The sequence below is a fragment of the Streptomyces sp. NPDC003016 genome (assembly GCF_053591455.1).
The window spans coordinates 50,464-67,309 of record NZ_JBSFTV010000008.1; the positions used below are offsets into that span (position 1 = coordinate 50,464).

The 16,846-nt window shown below is 70.2% G+C and carries 16 protein-coding genes and 2 riboswitches; of the genes, 10 read left to right on the forward strand and 6 right to left on the reverse strand.

Translation table 11 applies throughout. From position 1 onward, the window contains the following. Window positions 1-25: 25 nt before the first annotated feature. From ACWDZ4_RS08880 to gcvT, 6 genes are all read right to left on the reverse strand, one after another. Window positions 26-601: a TerD family protein gene (locus ACWDZ4_RS08880; RefSeq protein WP_451507733.1), complete on the reverse strand. Its 576-nt coding sequence runs from the start codon at window positions 599-601 to the stop codon at window positions 26-28. Between the two features lie 143 nt (window positions 602-744). Beyond that, window positions 745-1,200: a GNAT family N-acetyltransferase gene (locus ACWDZ4_RS08885; RefSeq protein WP_451507734.1), complete on the reverse strand. Its 456-nt coding sequence runs from the start codon at window positions 1,198-1,200 to the stop codon at window positions 745-747. Between the two features lie 170 nt (window positions 1,201-1,370). Then, the gene (locus ACWDZ4_RS08890) at window positions 1,371-2,738 is read right to left on the reverse strand and encodes an L-serine ammonia-lyase (RefSeq protein WP_451507735.1); all 1,368 of its coding nucleotides are present in this window, start codon (window positions 2,736-2,738) and stop codon (window positions 1,371-1,373) included. 140 nt (window positions 2,739-2,878) lie between these two features. After that, window positions 2,879-4,141 (reverse strand): serine hydroxymethyltransferase, encoded by a 1,263-nt coding sequence (glyA, locus tag ACWDZ4_RS08895; RefSeq protein WP_451507736.1) that lies wholly within the window; start codon window positions 4,139-4,141, stop codon window positions 2,879-2,881. Window positions 4,142-4,160: 19 nt separating this feature from the next. Next, window positions 4,161-4,541, reverse strand: coding sequence for a glycine cleavage system protein GcvH (gcvH, locus tag ACWDZ4_RS08900; protein ID WP_451507737.1), 381 nt, complete (start codon window positions 4,539-4,541; stop codon window positions 4,161-4,163). Window positions 4,542-4,599: 58 nt separating this feature from the next. After that, window positions 4,600-5,715 (reverse strand): glycine cleavage system aminomethyltransferase GcvT, encoded by a 1,116-nt coding sequence (gcvT, locus tag ACWDZ4_RS08905; protein WP_451507738.1) that lies wholly within the window; start codon window positions 5,713-5,715, stop codon window positions 4,600-4,602. Window positions 5,716-5,755: 40 nt separating this feature from the next. Then, a riboswitch (glycine riboswitch) is annotated at window positions 5,756-5,855 on the reverse strand. Continuing rightward, window positions 5,856-5,974: riboswitch (glycine riboswitch) on the reverse strand. Between the two features lie 170 nt (window positions 5,975-6,144). Between gcvT and ACWDZ4_RS08910 the strand changes: the two genes are divergently transcribed. The 10 genes from ACWDZ4_RS08910 to ACWDZ4_RS08955 all read left to right on the forward strand — a co-directional run bounded on the left by ACWDZ4_RS08910 (window position 6,145) and on the right by ACWDZ4_RS08955 (window position 16,834). After that, the gene (locus ACWDZ4_RS08910; protein WP_451507739.1) at window positions 6,145-6,885 is read left to right on the forward strand and encodes an AAA family ATPase; all 741 of its coding nucleotides are present in this window, start codon (window positions 6,145-6,147) and stop codon (window positions 6,883-6,885) included. A gap of 10 nt (window positions 6,886-6,895) precedes the next feature. Next, a complete protein-coding gene (locus ACWDZ4_RS08915) occupies window positions 6,896-7,669 on the forward strand; it encodes an enhanced serine sensitivity protein SseB (RefSeq protein ID WP_451507740.1) in 774 nt (257 codons plus the stop codon). 71 nt (window positions 7,670-7,740) lie between these two features. Then, a complete protein-coding gene (locus ACWDZ4_RS08920) occupies window positions 7,741-8,541 on the forward strand; it encodes an enhanced serine sensitivity protein SseB C-terminal domain-containing protein (protein WP_451507741.1) in 801 nt (266 codons plus the stop codon). A gap of 390 nt (window positions 8,542-8,931) precedes the next feature. Continuing rightward, window positions 8,932-9,930, forward strand: a complete 999-nt coding sequence (locus ACWDZ4_RS08925) for an ABC transporter permease (protein WP_451507742.1) — start codon at window positions 8,932-8,934, stop codon at window positions 9,928-9,930. Between the two features lie 113 nt (window positions 9,931-10,043). Next, window positions 10,044-11,822 carry an ABC transporter substrate-binding protein gene (locus tag ACWDZ4_RS08930; RefSeq protein ID WP_451507858.1) on the forward strand — a complete coding sequence of 593 codons (1,779 nt, stop codon included), beginning with the start codon at window positions 10,044-10,046 and terminating at the stop codon, window positions 11,820-11,822. Window positions 11,823-11,938: 116 nt separating this feature from the next. Beyond that, window positions 11,939-12,937, forward strand: a complete 999-nt coding sequence (locus ACWDZ4_RS08935; RefSeq protein ID WP_451507743.1) for an ABC transporter permease — start codon at window positions 11,939-11,941, stop codon at window positions 12,935-12,937. A gap of 38 nt (window positions 12,938-12,975) precedes the next feature. Continuing rightward, window positions 12,976-14,076, forward strand: coding sequence for an ABC transporter ATP-binding protein (locus ACWDZ4_RS08940; RefSeq protein ID WP_451507744.1), 1,101 nt, complete (start codon window positions 12,976-12,978; stop codon window positions 14,074-14,076). Between the two features lie 20 nt (window positions 14,077-14,096). After that, a complete protein-coding gene (locus ACWDZ4_RS08945) occupies window positions 14,097-15,269 on the forward strand; it encodes an ABC transporter ATP-binding protein (RefSeq protein WP_451507745.1) in 1,173 nt (390 codons plus the stop codon). An 18-nt stretch (window positions 15,270-15,287) separates the two neighbouring features. Continuing rightward, window positions 15,288-15,962 (forward strand): trimeric intracellular cation channel family protein, encoded by a 675-nt coding sequence (locus ACWDZ4_RS08950; RefSeq protein ID WP_451507746.1) that lies wholly within the window; start codon window positions 15,288-15,290, stop codon window positions 15,960-15,962. A gap of 26 nt (window positions 15,963-15,988) precedes the next feature. Next, window positions 15,989-16,834: a thioesterase family protein gene (locus tag ACWDZ4_RS08955; protein WP_451507747.1), complete on the forward strand. Its 846-nt coding sequence runs from the start codon at window positions 15,989-15,991 to the stop codon at window positions 16,832-16,834. The last annotated feature ends 12 nt before the right edge of the window (window positions 16,835-16,846 follow it).

Sequence of the window (16,846 nt, forward strand, 5' to 3'; positions counted from 1 at the left end):
GCGCGGACAGCCCTGCGGCGGCGTATCAGATGTTGACGCCGAAGTCCGTCGCGATGCCGCGCAGGCCCGAGGCGTACCCCTGGCCGACGGCACGGAACTTCCACTCCGCGCCGTTGCGGTACAGCTCGCCGAAGACCATGGCGGTCTCGGTCGAGGCGTCCTCCGAGAGGTCGTAACGAGCGAGCTCGTTGTTGTCCGCCTGGTTGACGACCCGGATGAAGGCGTTGCGCACCTGGCCGAAGCTCTGGCCACGGCTCTCGCCCTCGTGGATCGACACCGGGAAGACGATCTTGTCGACCTCGGCGGGAACCGTCGAGAGGCTGACCTTGATCTGCTCGTCGTCGCCCTCGCCCTCACCGGTGAGGTTGTCACCGGTGTGCTCCACGGAGCCGTCGGGGCTCTTGAGGTTGTTGAAGAAGACGAAGTGCTGGTCCGAGACGACCTTGTTGCTGACATCGAGCAGCAGGGCGCTGGCGTCGAGGTCGAAGTCGGTCCCGGTCGTGCTGCGTACGTCCCAGCCCAGGCCCACCATGACAGCGGTCAGGCCGGGGGCCTCCTTGGAGAGTGAGACGTTGCCGCCCTTGGAGAGACTGACACCCATGAAGATCCCTGCTCAATCCGGCGCGGGCCGCGCCCTTTGACGATCTCTTTGCCCATCCCGCCAACGGTTGTGCGGCCCGCTCGGTTCCCGGGAGTCCTCCGAATGGCCGCGCGACCGGAACGGAACCCGCCCGCCGGAAGGTGTCAGCCGACCGGAATGGTGAGTTCCGGGCGATCCCACATCACCGCGGGCGGGTTGGCGGGCTCGGTTCCGGTCCGCTCACCGCCCACACTGAGGTAGAACCCCTCGGCGGGCGGGTGCGCGACCACGCGCACGCGGCCGGCCCCCGCGTCGCGCGCCTCACCGAGCATGTGCGCGACGAGCAGGCGGCCGATGCCCAGCCCCTGGGCGGAGTCGGCGACGAACATCAGGTCGAGCTCCGGCGGGTCGAGCACGAGGGCGTAGAACCCGAGGACCCGGTCGTCGGGGCCGACGGCCACGAAGACCCGGTGCGCCTCGATGTAGTCGGGCCCGACCCGGTACCCGGCGACCATCGGGGCGTACGGACCCTCGTAGGCGCGGGAAGACCGCACCAGCGTGGTGAGCCGCTTCCCGTCCCGTGCGGTGGCCCGCCGGACGTGCGTAATACGTGAGGGCATGAAGAAAGTATTACTCGCCCTCGCCCTCGTCCTCGCACCCCGCACCGGCCGGCGCACGGCCACGGCGGAACCCGAGGACGGGAGCCCTTGATCAGACGCTGCCCCTTCAGACGCTGCCCCTTCAGGTGCCGCCCCTTCAGGTCAGGCGCCGCCGCTTCGGGCGCTGTCCCTCAGCACTCGATGATGTTCACCGCCAGACCGCCGCGCGCGGTCTCCTTGTACTTCACCGACATGTCCGCGCCGGTCTCCTTCATGGTCTTGATGACCTTGTCCAGGGAGACCTTGTGGCTGCCGTCGCCCCGCATCGCCATCTTCGCCGCCGTGACGGCCTTGACCGCCGCCATGCCGTTGCGCTCGATGCACGGGATCTGGACCAGGCCGCCGACCGGGTCGCAGGTCAGGCCCAGGTTGTGCTCCATACCGATCTCGGCCGCGTTCTCGACCTGCTCGGGGGTGCCGCCGAGGACCTCGGCCAGCGCGCCGGCCGCCATCGAGCAGGCGGAGCCGACCTCGCCCTGGCAGCCGACCTCGGCGCCGGAGATCGAGGCGTTCTCCTTGAAGAGCATGCCGATCGCGCCCGCGGAGAGCAGGAAGCGGACCACGCCCTCCTCGTCCGCGCCCGGTACGAAGTTCATGTAGTAGTGCAGGACGGCCGGGATGATGCCGGCGGCGCCGTTGGTCGGGGCGGTGACGACGCGGCCGCCCGCGGCGTTCTCCTCGTTGACCGCCATCGCGTAGAGCGTGATCCACTCCATCGACAGGGCCAGCGGGTCGCCCTCGGAGCGCAGCTTGCGGGCGGTGTTCGCGGCGCGCCGGCGCACCTTCAGGCCGCCGGGCAGAATGCCCTCCTGGGACATGCCGCGCGCGACGCAGTCCTGCATGGCCCGCCAGATCTCCAGCAGCCCCTCGCGGATCTCCGGCTCCGTCCGCCAGGCCTTCTCGTTCTCCAGCATCAGCGCGGAGATCGACAGCCCGGTCTCCCCGGCCAGCCGCAGCAGCTCGTCACCCGTCCGGAAGGGGTACTTCAGCACGGTGTCGTCGAGTTTGATCCGGTCCTCGCCGACCGCGTCCTCGTCGACGACGAAGCCGCCGCCCACCGAGTAGTACGTCTTCTCCAGCAGCGGCGCGCCCTGGGCGTCGTACGCCCACAGGGTCATGCCGTTGGCGTGGTACGGGAGGGCCTTGCGGCGGTGCAGGACCAGGTCCTCGTCGAAGTCGAAACCGATCTCGTGCACACCGAGCAGATTGATGCGCCCGCCCGCCCTGATCCGCTCGACCCGGTCGTCGGCGGTCTCGACGTCGACCGTGCGCGGGGACTCCCCCTCCAGGCCGAGCAGTACGGCCTTCGGGGTGCCGTGGCCGTGACCGGTCGCGCCGAGGGAGCCGAACAGCTCGGCGCGTATCGCGGTGGTGTGGGCCATCAGGCCGTCGTTCTTGAGGCGCCCCGCGAAGAGCCGGGCGGCGCGCATCGGCCCGACCGTATGAGAGCTGGAGGGGCCGATGCCGATCGAGAACAGGTCGAAGACCGAGATGGCCACGGGGGAACTCCTAAGGGTGGGTAGACGCCGCTGTCTGCCGGGGTGGTGCAGATGATCAATGGCGGGTACAAGGTGCGGGGCACCGCACTCACTGTTCAGTGTGCGCGGTGCCCCGGCATTCCAGTCTGTGTCGTACGTAACTACTTCAGACCAGGGTAAAGCGGGTGCTTGCCGGCCAGGGCGGTCACCCGGGCGGACAGGGCCTCGGCGTCGTACGACGGCTTCAGCGCCTCGGCGATGATGTCCGCGACCTCGGCGAAGTCCTCGGCCTGGAAACCGCGGGTGGCCAGGGCCGGCGTACCGATCCGCAGACCCGAGGTGACCATCGGGGGCCGGGGGTCGTTCGGGATGGCGTTGCGGTTGACCGTGATGCCGAGGCCGTGGAGACGGTCCTCGGCCTGCTGGCCGTCGAGCTCGGAGTTCCGCAGGTCGACCAGGACCAGGTGGACGTCCGTGCCGCCGGTGAGGACGGACACGCCGTGCTCGGTGACGTCCGGCTGCACCAGGCGCTCGGCCAGGATGCGGGCGCCGTCCAGGGTGCGCTGCTGGCGCTCCTTGAACTCTTCGGAGGCGGCGACCTTGAAGGAGACCGCCTTCGCCGCGATGACGTGCTCCAGCGGACCGCCCTGCTGGCCGGGGAAGACCGCGGAGTTGATCTTCTTGGCGAGCTCGGCGGTGGAGAGGATGACTCCGCCGCGCGGGCCGCCGAGGGTCTTGTGCGTGGTCGTGGTGACGACGTGGGCGTGCGGCACCGGGTTCGGGTGCAGGCCCGCGGCCACCAGCCCGGCGAAGTGCGCCATGTCGACCATGAGGTACGCGCCGACCTCGTCCGCGATGCGGCGGAAGGCGGCGAAGTCCAGCCGGCGCGGGTACGCGGACCAGCCGGCCACGATCAGCTTGGGCTTCGACTCCTTGGCGAGGCGCTCGACCTCGGCCATGTCGACCTCACCGGTGGCGTCGTCCACGTGGTACGCGACCACGTTGTAGAGCTTGCCGGAGAAGTTGATCTTCATGCCGTGGGTCAGGTGACCGCCGTGGGCCAGGTTCAGGCCCATGATCGTGTCACCGGGCTTGAGCAGCGCGAACATCGCCGCCGCGTTGGCCTGGGCGCCCGAGTGCGGCTGTACGTTCGCGTGCTCGGCGCCGAAGAGCGCCTTGACGCGGTCGATGGCGATCTGCTCGACGACGTCGACGTGCTCGCAGCCGCCGTAGTAGCGGCGGCCCGGGTAGCCCTCGGCGTACTTGTTGGTGAGGACGGAGCCCTGGGCCTCCATGACCGCGACCGGAGCGAAGTTCTCCGAGGCGATCATTTCGAGGGTGGACTGCTGGCGGAGCAGCTCGGCGTCGACGGCGGCGGCGACGTCCGGGTCGAGCTCATGGAGGGGAGTGTTGAGAAGCGTCATCACGGTCCCGTTCGAGGTCTTAGTTGCCGGAGGAGAAGGCGTCGTACTCGTCGGCGGAGAGCAGGTCGGCCGGCTCCTCCGCGACGCGCACCTTGAAGAGCCAGCCGCCCTCGAAGGGGGCGGAGTTCACCAGCGCCGGGTCGTCCACGACGTCCTGGTTGGCCTCGACGATCTCGCCGGTGACCGGGGAGTACAGGTCGCTGACGGACTTCGTCGACTCCAGCTCGCCGCAGGACTCGCCCGCGGTCACCGTGTCGCCGACCGCCGGGAGCTGGGCGTACACGACGTCACCGAGCGCGTTGGCCGCGAACTCCGTGATGCCGACCGTCGCGACGCCGTCCTCGGCGGTCGACAGCCACTCGTGCTCCTTGCTGTAACGCAGCTGCTGGGGGTTGCTCATGACCTGAATTCTCCTGTACGCGGGGGAGTGCTGGTGAACGGGAAGGTTGTGCGGGGGGTCACTTCCGGCGCTTGTAGAACGGCAGCGCGACGACCTCGTACGGCTCATGCGTGCCGCGGATGTCGACGCCGACGCCGGGGGTGCCGGGCGCCGCGTGCGCGGCGTCGACGTACGCCATGGCGATCGGCCTGCCCAGCGTCGGGGACGGGGCGCCCGAGGTGACCTCGCCGACGACCTTGCCGTCGGCGACCACGGAGAAGCCGGCGCGCGGGACGCGGCGGCCCTCGGCGACCAGGCCGACCAGCTTGCGCGGGGGCGCGGTCTCGGCGCGCTCGGCGGCGGCCTCCAGGGCGGCGCGGCCGACGAAGTCGCCCTCCTTCTCGAACTTCACGACCCGGCCCAGGCCCGCGTCGAAGGGGGTCAGCGCGGTGGTCAGCTCGTGCCCGTACAGCGGCATGCCCGCTTCGAGGCGCAGGGTGTCGCGGCAGGAGAGGCCGGCGGGGACGAGGCCGGCGTCCTTGCCCGCGTCCGTCAGCGCCTGCCACAGCTGCTCGGCGTCGGCCGGCGCGACGAAGAGCTCGAAGCCGTCCTCGCCGGTGTAGCCGGTACGGGCGATGAGGGCGGGGACGCCGGCGACGGTGCCGGGCAGACCGGCGTAGTACTTCAGCCCGTCGAGGTCGGCGTCGGTGACGGACTTCAGGATGCCGGGGGACTCGGGGCCCTGGACGGCGATCAGGGCGTACGCGTCACGGTCGTCCCGTACGACGGCGTCGAACCCGGCGGCGCGCTCGGTGATCGCGTCGAGGACGGTCTGGGCGTTCCCTGCATTGGCGACGACCATGTATTCGGTCTCACCGAGCCGGTAGACGATCAGGTCGTCGAGGATTCCGCCGTCCTCCTGGCAGATCATCGTGTAGCGGGCGCGGCCGGGGCCGATCGTGCCGATGTTGCCGACGAGCGCGTGGTCGAGGGCGTTCACGGCCTGGGGGCCGGTGACGGTGATCTCGCCCATGTGGGAGAGGTCGAAGAGGCCCGCGCGGGTCCGTACGGCGTTGTGCTCGTCGCGCTCGCTGGCGTACCGCAGCGGCATGTCCCAGCCCGCGAAGTCGGTCATGGTCGCGCCCAGCGAACGGTGAGTTGCGTCGAGGGCGGTGTGGCGGGGGGCATTGCTCATGTGTGGGGCTCCCAGGGCAGGGCATGACAGGTGAGGACAATCCTCCCCATCTGTCATCGGAACCTGAGAGGTTCACCGGGAGAGTCCCGGCTTGCACCTTGGGTGGAGCCGCGACATGGCGGCCCGCTTTTCAGATCTGCCTCGCCCGCGCGGTACGGGGCCTGAGAGATTCAAGGGAGGGACTTGCTCCTTCGGCGTCCTGGGCACCGGGCACTCCTGGAGTGCTTCTGCGTGCTTCGGACTCTCCCGCGCGGATTCAAGCGGCCGGTATGGAGTTGGCGGGCACATCATTGCACGCATCCTCCGGTGGCGGGACGGCCGGGCAGTACCTGGACACAGCGGCAAATCACTTGTGACGCATTACCTTTTCTTTACACTTCTTGGGCAAGGGTGGGGAAAAGGGCGGGGACACCTGACAGGGGGAGTGCGATGACGTTGCAGCGGCCCGGTGCGTACGTGACGACCGCGGGCACCACGCACGGCGCGGTGCCCGCACCACAGGGCGTGCCGGCCAGGGAGACCACCCGCCGGCCGGTGCCCACCGTCCGCGACCTGCGCGAACGCGCCGGGCGCAGCCCGCGCACGCTGGCCTTCGCGGCCGGCGACGTCGTGGTCGTCTCGGGGCTGCCCGGCAGCGGCAAGAGCACCCTGATCCGGCGTGCGGCGACGGCGGGGACGCACCGCATCGACTCGCAGGACGTCCGCGAGCGGTGGGAGGCGCGCATGCCGCGCCTGCTGCCGTACGCCCTCTACCGCCCCCTCGTACGGGCCGCCCACTACGCCGGGCTGCGGCGGGCCCTGCGCTCCGGCGGGAGCGTCGTGGTCCACGACTGCGGCACGCTCGCCTGGGTACGGCGCTGGCTGGCGCGCGACGCCCGCCGGCGGGGCGTCGCCCTGCACCTGGTGCTGCTCGACGTGACGCCGCAGGTGGCGCGGGCCGGCCAGGAGGAGCGGGGCCGCGGGGTCTCGGGCTACGCGTTCGCCCGGCACCGGCGGGCGGTGGGCCGGCTGGTCCGGGACGCGGAGGGCGGCCGGCTCCCCGCCGGGTGCGCGTCGGCGGTGCTGCTGGACCGGGACGCGGCGGGGGCGCTGACGGGGATCGACTTCCCGGCCGGGACGGAGCTCCGGTTACGGGAACAGCCCCGCGGGGTGCCGCCGGCGCCGCGTTAGGGTCGTGCCCGTGGACTACCCAGACTTCCCCCTGCCCGCCCACCCGCACGGCGGAGGCGGCTGGCCCGGCAACGAACTCGAAGAAGTGCTGGCCGCCTCGGTCGGCGCCCCCGCCGCGGGCGCCCGCATCGTCGAGGTGCTGGGGCGCAGCCAGGTGTGGGTGCCGCTGCCGAACGGCGGCGGGCCCGACTCCCCGAGCCTCGACCTGCCCACCCTGGACCTCCACGGCGAGGCGTACGTCCCCGTGTACAGCTCCGAGGAGCAGCTGCGCCGGTGCGCCGGGCCCCACATGTCCTTCACCGTGGCGCCCGCCCGCGAGTTCGCCCGCGGCCTGCCCCCGCAGCTCGGCATCGCCGTGAACCCGGACGGCGTGGTCGGGGTGCCGCTGCCGCCGCCCGCCGTCGCCGAGCTCTGCCGGGCCGGCCGTACGCCGCTGGACGGGCCGGCCACCGGGGGCAGGGTGCGGCTCTTCGAGCCGGACTGGCAGCAGGAGCCGGTCGACTTCCTCTCCGCCGCGGCCGGCGAGTTCGAGGAGAGCGGTGTGGTGGTGACCGCCCGCAGGGCGCTCGCCAGCATCGAGGGCGGGTCCCCGACACTGTTCGTCGGCGTACAGCTGGCGGCCCGGGAGGGCGCCGGCCCGAACGCCCCGATGGACGCGCTCGGCCGGGCGCTCGGCCGGGTCCAGGTGCCCTGGCCGGTCAACCTGCTCCTGCTGGACGTGGCGCAGGACCCGGTCGCGGGCTGGATGCTGGAGAAGGTGCGGCCCTTCTACACGCGCGCCTGACTCGTGCTCTGTGTCGGTGCTGCCGCTTAAGCTGGTGCAACACGGTGGATCGAAGAGGGGCGGGACCCAGGGTGAGCGCGTCAGGCACTGCGGCGGCCGGGCAGGTCGAGCACATGCTGCGCCAGGTGACACCCGGGCGGTACGACGCGTACGAGGCGCTGCTGCGCGCCCTCGCCGACCCGGCCGGCGGCCGGGTCTGGATGCTGCTCTGGCACGGCCAGGCGGGCTCCCCCGACGCCCAGTACGGAAACATGGAGGTCGACGGGCTCGGTTACGCGCCGTGCGTCACCTCCGCCCAGGAGCTCGCCGCGAGCGGCTGGAGCCGGGCGTACGAAGTGGTCACGGGCCAGGACGTCGCCCGCGCGCTCTTCCCCGACCGCTGGGGCATCTGGCTGAACCCGCACGCTCCCGGCGGCGGCGTCGGCATCCCGTGGCTCGATCTGCGGCGTATCGCCACCGGGCTCGACCGGATGCCCGCCGGACCGCTGCGGCTGTCCGAACCGGCCGTCGAGATCCCCCAGTTCTACGCCCTGCTCACGCAGAACGCCCACCGTACGCCCGCGGTCCGCGCCCTGCGCCGCGCCTGGGTGCAGCCGGCGCTCGGGGTGCCGTACCTGGCCATCGGACTCGACCTCTACGACACGGGCCCGCAGTCCGTCGACGCGGTGCGCGCGATGATGCGGCAGTCGGTCGGCGCGGTCCCCGAGGGGCTGCCCGTCTCCACCGTCACGATGTCCGACGCGTACGACCCGGTCTCCATGTGGCTGCGTGCCAACGCCCGCCCGTTCTACGACCGCGAGGCGCAGGCGCCCGCCCCGCCCTCCTCCGCCGCGCAGGGCGGCTACGGCTACCCGGCGCCGCGCGCCTACTGAACGCGCTCGCTCCACCGGCTCCACCGGCTCCACCGGTCACGCGTACGGCCCAATTCGACAGCTCATCAGGGCTGTTGGGCGGCATGTCCGGTCTGAGGTATAAGGATGCTTGTGGTCCGCTGAGCCGATCAAGATGTTCGGATAGCGGAAGCCCACAGGCCACATCACGGTTGCGCATCCATTCCCCGCCAGGTCTGGCGGGTGATCGCGAGCTCATTGAAGACTCCCGCAACAAGGAACGTCGGTCCTGTGTACGACCCGCCTTCCCTGTGTCACATGCGTTTGTACGACCACCTTCTGCACCACTTGCACCTGCGATGCGAACAAGCCGCTACAGCGGCGGGCGCGGGCCGACCACCGTCGGCCGAGCCGAGAGGGGTCCCCACCACGATGACGGCACCACTGCACGACACGAGCGCGGCGGAGACCGCGGCCGTTGACGTCGCGGCCGATGTTCCGGCGAAAGCCATCGAAGGCCGCTCGCCATGGAAGATCGCCTGGGTGCGGCTCAAGCGCGACAAGGTGGCGCTGGCCGGCGGCGTGGTCGTGTTGTTCCTGATCCTGGTCGCGGTGTTCGCACCCTTGATCGTCAGCGTGCTCGGCCACCCGCCGAACGACTTCCACGAGGACAGGATCGACCCGCTGTTCGGCACGCCGATCGGCAGCTGGGGCGGTATGAGCTCGGACTTCCTGCTGGGAGTCGAACCGGTCAACGGCCGCGACGTGTTCAGCCGCCTCGTCTACGGCGCCCGGATCTCGCTGCTGGTCGCCTTCCTCGCGGCCCTCTTCGCCGTCGTACTCGGCACGCTCTTCGGGATCATCGCCGGTTACTTCGGCGGCTGGGTCGACGCGGCGATCAGCCGGGTGATGGACGTCCTGCTGGCCTTCCCGCAGCTGCTCTTCATCATCGCGCTGGTCTCGGTACTGCCCAACTCCCTCTGGGGCTTCAGCGGTTCCGGCGTGCGCATCGGCGCGCTCATCGTCGTCATCGGCTTCTTCGGGTGGCCGTACGTGGGCCGGATCGTCCGCGGCCAGACGCTCTCCCTCCGGGAGCGCGAGTACGTCGAGGCGGCACGCAGCCTCGGCGCCGGCCGCGCGTACATCCTCTTCAAGGAGCTGCTGCCCAATCTGGTGGCCCCGATCACCGTCTACACGACGCTGATGATCCCGACCAACGTCCTCAGCGAGGCCGCCCTGAGCTTCCTGGGCGCCGGAGTCAAACCGCCCACCGCCTCCTGGGGGCAGATGCTCTCCAAGGCCAAGGAGTACTACGAGGCGGATCCGATGTTCATGATCGCGCCCGGCGTGGCCATCTTCGTCACCGTGCTGGCCTTCAACCTCTTCGGCGACGGCGTGCGTGACGCGCTGGACCCGAAGGGCTCCCGCTGACCGCTCGCCCCGTACCACCCGCACACGCCCTACGCGCCGCCCCTGCCGATGTGTCAGGAGGCCACCACAACCGTCGGTCCCCTCAAGGTCCGGCACTCTCACGGAGGTTGCTGATCGTGACAGCCAACAGTTCTTCCAGGCGACGGCTCGCCGCAAGTGCGGCGCTCGTCGTCGCCGCGCTCGTCGGCACCGCGGCGTGCGGTGGCGGAGGCAAGGACGACGGGGCCGACGGCAGCGGCAAGGCCCCCGGCTTCAACGCGGCCGTCGGCAAGATCGCGAACGCCTCGGACAAGAAGGGCGGCACGATCAAGTTCATCGGTACGCAGGACGCCGACTCCTGGGACCCGCAGCGCGGTTACTACGGCTTCATGTGGGACTTCGCCCGCTACTACACGCGCCAGCTGATCACCTTCAAGCCGGCCGCGGGCACCGAGTCCACCGAACTCGTCGCGGACATGGCAACCGATACGGGCAAGGTCTCCGCGGACAAGAAGACGTACACCTTCACGCTGAAGGACGACGTCACGTGGGAGGACGGCAAGCCCGTCACCTCCAAGGACATCAAGTACGGCATCGAGCGCATCTGGGCCCAGGACAAGATCTCCGGCGGCCCGATCTACCTTCAGCAGGTCCTGGACCCGAAGAAGGAGTACAAGGGTCCGTACAAGGACAAGTCGGCCGACAAGCTCGGCCTGAAGGCCATCGAGACACCGGACGACAAGACCATCGTCTTCAAGCTCCCGAAGCCCAACGGCGACTTCCTCCAGATGCTGGCCATGCCGGCCGCCACGCCGGTCCGCCAGGACAAGGACACGGTCGAGAAGTACGGCCTGAAGCCCTTCTCCAACGGCCCGTACAAGATCGACTCCTACACCCCCAACAAGGGCATGGAGCTGAGCCGCAACCCCAACTGGAAGAAGGAGAGCGACACCGTCCGCAAGGCGCTGCCGGACAAGGTCTCGCTCAAGCTCATCACCAACGCCGACGACATGGACAACCGCCTGATCGAGGGCGACTACGACGTCGACATCAACGCCACCGGCATCAGCCCGGCCGGCCGTACCAAGGCGCTGCGCGACCACAAGGCCAACGTCGACAACCCGCAGACCGGTTTCATCCGGTACGCGGTGTTCCCGCAGACGGTCAAGCCGCTCGACAACGTCCACTGCCGCAAGGCGCTCATCTACGGCGCCGACCACAAGTCGCTGCAGACCGCCCGCGGCGGCCCGATGGCGGGCGGCGACATCGCCACCAACATGCTGCCCCCGAGCATCAAGGGCTCCGACCCGAAGTACGACCCGTACAACGTCCTGAAGGACACCACGGGCAACGTCGCCAAGGCCAAGGAAGAGCTCAAGGCCTGCGGCAAGCCGAACGGCTTCAAGACCACCATCGCGGTCCGCAACAACAAGCCGCAGGAGATCGCCACCGCCGAGTCGATGCAGGAGTCGCTGCGCAAGATCGGCGTCGATGTGCAGATCGACCAGTACGACGGTGCGCAGACCTCCGGCATCATCGGCGCTCCCAAGAACGTCGAGAAGAAGAACTACGGCATCATCATCATGGGCTGGGGTGCCGACTTCCCGTCCGGCCAGGGCTTCTCGCAGCCGCTGGTCGACAGCCGCTTCATCCTCGACAGCGGCAACAACAACTTCTCGATGATGAAGGACAAGTCGATCGACGCCCTGTTCGACAAGGCGCTGCTGGAGACGGACCCGGTCAAGGCCGCCGAGTTCTACAAGCAGATCAACGAGAAGGTCTCCGAGGCGGCGGTCTACCTGCCCTTCACCTTCGAGAAGAACGTGATCTGGCGCAGCTCGCGGCTGACCAACGTCTACACGGCCGACTCCTACAACGGCCGCTACGACTACGCCTCCCTCGGCGTCAAGTGACCGTCCGTTCGCTCCGCCGGCACACCCGCCGCTAAGCCCGAAGGGCAGGTGATGGCCGCGTGCGGCGGCCCGGGGACCCCTCACCGGATCCCCGGGCCGCCGCCGGGCCGACCGTAGTGCTCGCATACCTCATCAGGCGGCTGACCGCCGTCGTCGTGATGCTGCTCGTGGTCACTCTCGTGACCTTCGGCATCTTCTACGTGATCCCGAAACTGACCGGCAGCGACCCCGCCGCGATGTTCATCGGCAAGCAGGCGGACCCAGGCGCGGTCGAAGGCGTCCGGGAGAAGCTCGGCCTCGGCGATCCCATCCTGGTGCAGTTCTGGAACTTCATCAGCGGAATCTTCGTCGGCCGGGACTACACCGGCGGCGGCTCGTCGTTCCACTGCGACGCCCCGTGCTTCGGCTACTCCTTCCGTACGGAGCAGGAGATCTGGCCCGTACTCACCGAGCGGCTCCCCGTCACCCTGTCCCTCGCGGCCGGCGCGTGCGTGCTGTGGGTCGTCGTCGGTGTCACCACCGGCATCATCTCCGCCCTCAAGCGGGGTACGGCGATCGACCGCACGGCGATGACCATCGCCCTCGCGGGTGTGTCGCTGCCGATCTACTTCACCGCGCTGCTCTCCCTGGCGGTCTTCCGCACCCAGCTCGGCTGGTTCGACGCCGAGTACGTGGACATCGCGCAGGACCCGCTCGGCTGGTTCAGCGGCCTGGTGCTCCCGTGGGTGACCCTCGCCTTCCTGTACGCCGCGATGTACGCCCGGCTCACCCGCGCCACCATGCTGGAGGTCCTGGGCGAGGACTACATCCGTACCGCCCGGGCCAAGGGCCTGAGCGAACCGGTCGTCGTCGGCAAGCACGCGCTGCGCTCGACGATGACGCCGATCCTCACCATCCTCGGCATGGACCTCGGCGCCCTGGTCGGCGGCGCCATCCTCACCGAGACCGCCTTCAGCCTCCCGGGCCTCGGCCAGGCGGCCGTCAAGGCGATCGGCGACTTCGACCTCCCGCTCATCCTGGGTGTCACGCTCATCGCCGCCGCGGCCGTCGTGCTCGCGAACCTCGTCGTGGACATCCTGTACTCCGTGATCGACCCCCGAGTGAGGCTCTCGTGACCACTGTGCCTGTCCCGGGGGAGGCCCCCGGAGCCCCCTTGACGAAGACCGGTGCGGTCGCCGAGCCCGTACGCACCGGCTCCCCGCAGCCGGACGCCTTCCTCGACGTGCGCGACCTCAAGGTGCACTTCCCCACCGACGACGGTCTCGTCAAGTCGGTGGACGGCCTCTCCTTCCAGCTGGAGAAGGGCAAGACCCTCGGCATCGTGGGCGAGTCCGGCTCCGGCAAGTCGGTGACCTCGCTCGGCATCATGGGCCTGCACACCGTCGGCCAGTACGGCCGGCGCAAGGCACGGATCTCCGGCGAGATCTGGCTGGACGGCAAGGAACTGCTGTCCGCCGACCCCGACGACGTACGCAAGCTGCGCGGCCGCGAGATCTCGATGATCTTCCAGGACCCGCTGTCCGCGCTGCACCCGTACTACACGATCGGCCACCAGATCGTGGAGGCGTACCGCATCCACAACAAGGTCGACAAGAAGGCCGCCAAGCGGCGCGCGATCGAAATGCTCGACCGGGTCGGCATCCCGCAGCCCGACAAGCGGTTCGACGGCTACCCGCACGAGTTCTCCGGCGGTATGCGCCAGCGCGCGATGATCGCGATGGCGCTGGTCAACAACCCCGAGCTGCTCATCGCCGACGAGCCGACCACCGCCCTGGACGTCACCGTCCAGGCGCAGATCCTCGACCTGATCCGGGACCTGCAGAAGGAGTTCGGCTCGGCGGTCATCGTCATCACGCACGACCTGGGTGTCGTCGCCGAGCTGGCGGACGACCTCCTGGTGATGTACGGGGGCCGGTGCATCGAGCGCGGTCCCGCGGAGAAGGTCTTCTACGAGCCCCAGCACCCGTACACCTGGGGTCTGCTGGGTTCGATGCCGCGCATCGACCGCGACCAGACCGAGCGCCTCATCCCGGTCAAGGGTTCGCCGCCCAGCCTGATCAACATCCCGAGCGGCTGCGCCTTCCACCCGCGCTGCCCGTACGCGGACGTGCCCAAGGGCGGGGTCACCCGCACCGAGCGGCCGGAACTCAAGGTGCTGTCCGGACAGGAGTCCGCACGGCACTACTCCGCGTGCCACATGGCGGCCGAGGACCGGACCCGGATCTGGGCCGAAGAGATTGCGCCGAAGCTGTGAGCGAGACGAAGGATCCCGAAGTGACGATCTCGGAGCAGGCGTCCTCCTCGCCGCCGCCGTCCCCCGAGCCCCTGCTGAGGGTCAGCGGCCTGGTGAAGCACTTCCCCATCAGGAAGGGCCTGCTCCAGCGCCAGGTCGGCGCGGTGCAGGCCGTCGACGGTCTCGACTTCGACGTGCGCCCGGGGGAGACCCTGGGCGTGGTCGGCGAGTCGGGCTGCGGCAAGTCGACGATGGGCCGGCTGATCACGCGCCTGCTGGAGCCCACCAGCGGGAAGATCGAGTTCGAGGGCCGGGACATCACCCGCCTCGGCACCGGACAGATGCGTCCGCTGCGCCGCGACGTACAGATGATCTTCCAGGACCCGTACTCCTCGCTGAACCCGCGCCACACGGTCGGCACGATCGTGAGCGCGCCCTTCAAGCTGCAGGGCATCACGCCCGAGGGCGGGGTGAAGCGGGAGGTCCAGCGGCTGCTGGAGCTGGTGGGTCTCAACCCGGAGCACTACAACCGCTATCCGCACGAGTTCTCCGGCGGACAGCGCCAGCGCATCGGCATCGCGCGGGCGCTCGCGCTCAAGCCGAAGCTGGTCGTCGCCGACGAGCCGGTGTCGGCGCTGGACGTGTCGATCCAGGCGCAGGTGGTGAACCTGCTGGACGACCTCCAGGACGAGCTCGGGCTGACGTACGTGATCATCGCGCACGACCTGTCGGTCATCCGGCACGTCTCGGACCGCATCGCCGTGATGTACCTCGGCAAGATCGTCGAGCTGGCGGACCGCAAGGCGCTGTACGAGTCGCCCATGCACCCGTACTCCAAGGCCCTGCTCTCGGCCGTCCCGGTGCCCGACCCGCGCGGCAAGCACAAGCGCGAACGGATCCTGCTCAAGGGCGACGTGCCCTCGCCGATCTCGCCGCCCCCGGGCTGCCGCTTCCACACGCGGTGCTGGAAGGCGACCGAGATCTGCACGACGCAGGAGCCGCCGCTGACGGCTCTGAAGACCGGTCACCAGGTGGCCTGCCACCACCCGGAGAACGCGCCCGACCAGGCACCGGAGTCGTCCGTCGTGCTCGACACGGCGCGCGAGGCGATCGAGCTCGTCGACGTCACGCCACCCGCGGCGGCGGCGAAGACGGCGGGCGCCGCCGAGGGCGAAGCCGGGCCCGCGGGCGCGGAGGACACCGGCAAGGAATAGAACCGGCACAATTGCCCGGTGTTCCAGGAACTCTTCACGCCCTCCGTCCAGCATGCGCTCGACCTCGTCGGGATCTTCGTCTTCGCGATCTCCGGCGCGCTGCTCGCCGTCCGCAAGAACTTCGACGTCTTCGGCATCGCGGTGCTCGCAGAGGTCACCGCGCTGGGCGGGGGGCTGCTCCGCGACCTGATCATCGGCGCGGTGCCGCCGGCCGCCTTCACCGACCTGGGGTACTTCACGACCCCGCTGATCGCGGCCGCCCTGGTCTTCTTCCTCCACCCGGAGGTGGAGCGCATCCAGGGCTCGGTGATGGCCTTCGACGCGGCCGGGCTCGGGCTCTTCTGCGTCACGGGCACCACCAAGGCGTACGACCACGGGCTCGGCCTGACCGCTTCCGCCGCCCTGGGCCTGGCGACCGCCGTCGGCGGCGGCGTCCTGCGGGACGTCCTCGCCAACGAGGTGCCCTCGCTGCTGCGCTGGGACCGCGACCTGTACGCCGTCCCCGCGATCGTCGGGGCCGCGATGGCCGCCCTGTTCCTCCGCTTCGACGCGCTGAACGCCGTGACCAGCTCAATCGCCGTCGTCACCGCCTTCCTGCTGCGCCTGCTGGCGCTGCACTTCCACTGGCGGGCGCCGCGCGCCTGGCACCGGAGCTCGGCGAAGGCCGAGGAACAGTCTGAAGCTACCGCTTAGTAATGTCTCGGTGTACGGTGCATGCCATGGCACAGGCATCCATCGGAGACAGCGAGTTCGACCGCGACACCGCCCTCTCCTCGCGCGCACCGGACGAACCGGGCGTCTACGACGCGGAGCTCTCCGCGGGCTGGACGATCATCCACGCCGTCAACGGCGGCTACCTCCTCGCCCTGCTCGGCCGGGCGCTCGGCGATGCCCTGCCGCACCCCGACCCGTTCACCGTCTCGGCGCACTACCTGACCCCCTCCGTGCCGGGCAGGGCGGTCGTCCGCAGTCAGACCGTCCGCACCGGGCGCACCCTCTCCACCGGCCAGGCCTCCCTCTTCCAGTACGCCGAGGACGGCACCGAGGTCGAGCGGATCCGCGTCCTCGCCTCGTACGGCGACCTCGACGCCCTGCCCGACGACGTCCGCACCTCCGCGAAGCCGCCGGCCATGCCGCCGTACGAGCACTGCCTGGGCACGGACGCCGGGCCCGCCGTCATCCCCGGCAGCTCGGCCATCGCCGAGCGCCTCGACGTCCGCCTCGACCCCGCCACCGCCGGCTGGGCCGTCGGCGCGCCCTCCGGCAAGGGCGAGATGCGCGGCTGGTTCGGCCTCGCCGACGGCCGCGACGCCGATCCGCTCTCGCTGCTGCTCACCGTCGACGCCCTGCCGCCGACCTCGTTCGAGCTGGGCCTCAAGGGCTGGACGCCGACCGTCGAGCTCACCACCCACATACGCTGCCGCCCCGCCCCCGGACCGCTGCGCGTCTCCATCACCACCCGCAACCTCGCGGGCGGCTTCCTGGAGGAGGACGCGGAGGTCTGGGACAGCGCGGACCGGCTCGTCGCCCAGTCCCGGCAGCTGGCGCGGGCACCGCGCGGCTGAATCCCCGCCCCC

What these genes read in the sequence shown, in the direction of transcription:
- ACWDZ4_RS08880 (WP_451507733.1), bottom strand. Translation starts at nt 601, where the DNA reads ATGGGTGTCAGTCTCTCCAAGGGCGGCAACGTCTCACTCTCCAAGGAG.
- ACWDZ4_RS08885 (WP_451507734.1), bottom strand. Translation starts at nt 1,200, where the DNA reads ATGCCCTCACGTATTACGCACGTCCGGCGGGCCACCGCACGGGACGGG.
- glyA (WP_451507736.1), bottom strand. Translation starts at nt 4,141, where the DNA reads ATGACGCTTCTCAACACTCCCCTCCATGAGCTCGACCCGGACGTCGCC.
- gcvH (WP_451507737.1), bottom strand. Translation starts at nt 4,541, where the DNA reads ATGAGCAACCCCCAGCAGCTGCGTTACAGCAAGGAGCACGAGTGGCTG.
- gcvT (WP_451507738.1), bottom strand. Translation starts at nt 5,715, where the DNA reads ATGAGCAATGCCCCCCGCCACACCGCCCTCGACGCAACTCACCGTTCG.
- ACWDZ4_RS08910 (WP_451507739.1), top strand. Translation starts at nt 6,145, where the DNA reads ATGACGTTGCAGCGGCCCGGTGCGTACGTGACGACCGCGGGCACCACG.
- ACWDZ4_RS08925 (WP_451507742.1), top strand. Translation starts at nt 8,932, where the DNA reads ATGACGGCACCACTGCACGACACGAGCGCGGCGGAGACCGCGGCCGTT.
- ACWDZ4_RS08955 (WP_451507747.1), top strand. Translation starts at nt 15,989, where the DNA reads ATGGCACAGGCATCCATCGGAGACAGCGAGTTCGACCGCGACACCGCC.